A 3,447-nucleotide genomic window follows, 5' to 3' on the forward strand; every position below is an offset into this window, starting at 1 on the left:
GCCCTGACACTGGCCCACGAACTCGAACGCTCGGGGGAGCGCTACGGGATCGCATCGGCCTGCATTGGTGGCGGGCAGGGGATTGCGCTTCTGATTGAAAATCCGAGGGCTGTCTGATGGACATTGCCGGAAAAACAGCAATCGTGACCGGGGCTGCGTCGGGGCTTGGGGCAGCCACGGCGAAAGCGCTCGCGGCCGCCGGCGCCAAGGTGGCCGTATTCGACCGCGATGCGGAAAAAGGCGCCACCGTCGCCACCCATATCGATGGGCGGTTCTTCCCTTGCGACGTTTCGGATGCGACAAGCGCGGGAGCTGCGATTGCCGATGCGATCGCCGCGCTCGGCACGCCGTCGATCCTCGTCAATTGCGCCGGCATCGGCACGGCAGCGCGTATCGTGGGACGCGAGGGGCCCATGCCGCTAGATGCGTTCGAGCGGGTCATCAAGGTCAATCTTGTCGGCAGTTTCAACATGATGCGGCTGGCCGTCGATGCCATGCAGCAGCTCGAGCCTGACGCCAATGGCCAGCGCGGCGTCGTGATCTCGACCGCCTCGGTCGCGGCCTTTGAAGGGCAGATCGGGCAGGCGGCCTATGCGGCGTCGAAAGGCGGAATCGTGTCCCTGACCCTGCCGGCAGCGCGCGAGTTTGCACGGTTCGGCGTGCGGGTTCTGGCCATCGCGCCGGGGTTGTTTTTAACGCCCCTGCTCGAAGAATTGCCCGCCGAGGCGCTTGATGCTTTGGGGCACTCCATCCCCAATCCGGCGCGGTTGGGCAAGCCCGAGGAATTTGCCGATCTGGTTCTGTCCATGATCGGCAACGACTATCTCAACGGCGAAGTCGTGCGGCTCGACGGCGCGCTGCGCATGGCGCCGAAATAGGAGGGGGCGATGTTTTCCAACACGAGTGAGGTTGAAATCCAGTTCGGCGATTGCGACCCGGCGGGCATCGTCTATTACCCCAATTATTTCCGCTTTTTCGACAACGCCACGGCGGCGCTTTTGTCCGCCGCCTTCAAGATGCACAAGCGCCACTGGATCGCCCATCACGGCATTGTCGGCATCCCGATGGTCGATACGGGCGCCAAGTTCTCGCGGCCCTCACGGTTCGGAGATGTCGTCGAAATCCGCTCGGAAATAACCGATCTCGGACGCTCCAGCTTCGGTGTCCGCCACTCGCTTTTCAATGAAGGCGAAATCGCCATCGAAGCGCATGAGAAGCGCGTCTGGGTGGGGCGCGATCCGCAAGACAGCGAAAAAATCATTTCTTTGCCGATCCCCGACGACGTGCGCGCGGCACTCGGCTAACCAATTGACCAGAAGGGAAAGATTATGGCCCAGGACACGGATGTGCTCTCGATTGACCGCAAGGGCGCGATTGTCCACCTGACGCTCAATCGCCCTGAAAAGCGCAATGCGCTCAATGACGCGACGATCGCCGCGCTCGATGGGTTCTTTGCCGATGTTCCCGACACTGCGCGCGCCATCGTGATCAGCGGTGCAGGCGGTCATTTTTCCTCAGGTCTGGACCTTTCCGAACAGGTGCGCCGCGAACCGCTCGAGGTCATGGCCCATTCGCGCAACTGGCACCGGGTCATGGAAGCCATCCAGTACGCCCGCGTTCCGGTGGTTGCTGCCCTCAATGGTGCAGTGATGGGCGGCGGGCTGGAGATGGCTGCGGCTTGTCACGTCCGGGTTGCCGAAGAGAGTGTGCAGTTCCGCATGCCCGAAGGGATGCGCGGCATTTTCGTGGGCGGGGGCGGGTCGGTGCGGATCGCAAAGCTTATCGGGGAAGATCGCCTGACGGAAATGATGCTGACTGGGCGCATCTATTCGGGCGCCGAGGGTGAGCGGATCGGGCTTGCCCATTACGCCCTTTCCGAAGGCAGCGCGCTCGACAAGGCGTTCGAGTTGGCCGAGCGGATTGCGGGAAATTCCCCCACCATCAACCAGTTCATCATCCACGCCATCTCCCGCATTTCCTCCATGCCGCCCGAAGCCGGGCTCTATGCGGAAAGCCTTGCCGCGGCGCTGAGCCAGACCGGGCCGGATGCGGAAGAGGGCCTCAATGCGTTTCTCCAGAAACGCAAGCCGGTGTTCCGATAAGCGCGGTGCGCCGCAATTAAATAACGGCCCGCCCCTTGCATTTATGATGCAGTCAAAATATATCTTACTCCCAATTGAACAGGAGTTTGAGAATGCGGGAGCATGATTTTGGCAGGCGCGGTTTTGGTCCCGGCGGTCCCTTTCCCCACCATCGGGGTGGCGGGCGCCGCGGTCGGGTCTTTGATTCCGCCGAGCTGCAATTGGTGGTGCTCGACCTGATCACCGAACAGTCGCGGCATGGCTATGAGTTGATCCGTGAGATCGAAGCGTTGTCGGGCGGGCTCTATGCCCCGAGCCCCGGCATGATCTATCCGACGCTGTCTTTGCTGCTCGAAATGGGTCTGGTTGAAGAAACCAGCACCGATGGTGCTCGCAAGAGCTTTGCGATCACCGATGCGGGCCGGGCTCATCTTGCCGAAAACGAAAAGCCGCTTGCCGCCGCACGATCGCGACTCGAAGCGCTGGCCGAAGCCAAGGACCGCGCCGATCCCGCGCCACTACGGCGGGCCATGGGCAATCTGCGCGAAGTCCTGATCATCGCGTCGCGCAAGCCGGGGTTCGATGAGAAAAAGATTCTCGAGAGCGCGCGCCTGATCGATGAATTGGCGGGAACGATCGAGCGGCTGTAGGCCGTAATCGCAGACCGCGCCGCCGTCCGGGTTACCCCGCCCGCGCCCAGGGTTCGAGCACCTCGCGGGCGGCGGTGCGGCCCTTGTCGGTGAGGAGCAGGGTATCGCCGGCTCTGGTGACGAGGCCGTCGGCGAGGGATTTGGCGAGGATGGCGTCCGATTTCGCCCGGCTCCAGTGAAGGTGCTCGCGCAGGGCGGCGGTGACGTTTTCCTCTTTGGCCTGAGGGTCGTCCTCGTGGTTGAACAGATGGACGGCCAGGGTGCGGGCCGCGTTTTCGGCAACCCGTGCCCGGCGGCGGGCATCCCGGGCAATCAAGCCGTAACGGGGGCCGAAGGCGAGGGCCGCGACAAAACACGCGCCGGTCATCATCGCCATCATGCCGCCGATCGAAACGTTGAACCACACCGCCAGCCAGTAGCCGGCAATCGAAGAGACAATGGCGACGGCGGCGCCATAAACCAGCATCAGCGAAAGACGGTCGGTCAAAAGATAGGCGGCCGAAGGCGGGACGATGACGAAGGCGATGAACAGGATTGCGCCCACGGAATCGAACGCGGCAACCGCGGTTCCCGAGAGCAGCGCCAAAAGCGCGTAGGACAGCAGCACTGGAGAGAACCCCAGCGCCCTGGCCAGCGCCGCATCGAAGGTTGCCAGCTTTAGTTCCTTGAACAGCCCCACAACGAAGGCAAGGTTGAGACAGGCCATGACGCCCATC

At 62.8% G+C, this 3,447-nt stretch carries 6 protein-coding genes; 5 read left to right on the forward strand and 1 reads right to left on the reverse strand.

What is annotated here, in order from left to right; all coding sequences use genetic code 11:
- Nucleotides 1–9 precede the first annotated feature (9 nt).
- From AACZ55_RS15755 to AACZ55_RS15775, 5 genes are all read left to right on the forward strand, one after another.
- Complete coding sequence (locus AACZ55_RS15755) at nt 10–117, forward strand: hypothetical protein (protein ID WP_339647619.1); 108 nt, start codon at nt 10–12, stop codon at nt 115–117.
- Nucleotides 117–878, forward strand: coding sequence for an SDR family NAD(P)-dependent oxidoreductase (locus AACZ55_RS15760; protein ID WP_339647610.1), 762 nt, complete (start codon nt 117–119; stop codon nt 876–878). The genes AACZ55_RS15755 and AACZ55_RS15760 overlap by 1 nt, the downstream gene beginning before the upstream one ends.
- 9 nt (nt 879–887) lie before the next feature.
- Nucleotides 888–1,304, forward strand: a complete 417-nt coding sequence (locus AACZ55_RS15765; RefSeq protein WP_339647612.1) for a thioesterase family protein — start codon at nt 888–890, stop codon at nt 1,302–1,304.
- 24 nt (nt 1,305–1,328) lie between these two features.
- On the forward strand, nt 1,329–2,102 hold the full coding sequence (locus tag AACZ55_RS15770; protein WP_339647614.1) for a crotonase/enoyl-CoA hydratase family protein: 774 nt from the start codon (nt 1,329–1,331) through the stop codon (nt 2,100–2,102).
- A 92-nt stretch (nt 2,103–2,194) separates the two neighbouring features.
- Nucleotides 2,195–2,731, forward strand: a complete 537-nt coding sequence (locus tag AACZ55_RS15775) for a PadR family transcriptional regulator (protein WP_338609604.1) — start codon at nt 2,195–2,197, stop codon at nt 2,729–2,731.
- Nucleotides 2,732–2,762: 31 nt separating this feature from the next.
- Here the strand turns inward: AACZ55_RS15775 and AACZ55_RS15780 are convergent.
- The coding region (locus AACZ55_RS15780; protein ID WP_339647617.1) for a metal ABC transporter permease at nt 2,763–3,447 on the reverse strand (685 nt) is incomplete at its 5' end.

Source organism: uncultured Pelagibacterium sp. (assembly GCF_963972885.1).
Taxonomy (GTDB): domain Bacteria; phylum Pseudomonadota; class Alphaproteobacteria; order Rhizobiales; family Devosiaceae; genus Pelagibacterium; species Pelagibacterium nitratireducens.

Bases quoted from the DNA above. Each gene is read 5' to 3' on its own strand.
- AACZ55_RS15760 (WP_339647610.1), top strand. From the start codon at position 117: ATGGACATTGCCGGAAAAACAGCAATCGTGACCGGGGCTGCGTCGGGG.
- AACZ55_RS15765 (WP_339647612.1), top strand. From the start codon at position 888: ATGTTTTCCAACACGAGTGAGGTTGAAATCCAGTTCGGCGATTGCGAC.
- AACZ55_RS15770 (WP_339647614.1), top strand. From the start codon at position 1,329: ATGGCCCAGGACACGGATGTGCTCTCGATTGACCGCAAGGGCGCGATT.
- AACZ55_RS15775 (WP_338609604.1), top strand. From the start codon at position 2,195: ATGCGGGAGCATGATTTTGGCAGGCGCGGTTTTGGTCCCGGCGGTCCC.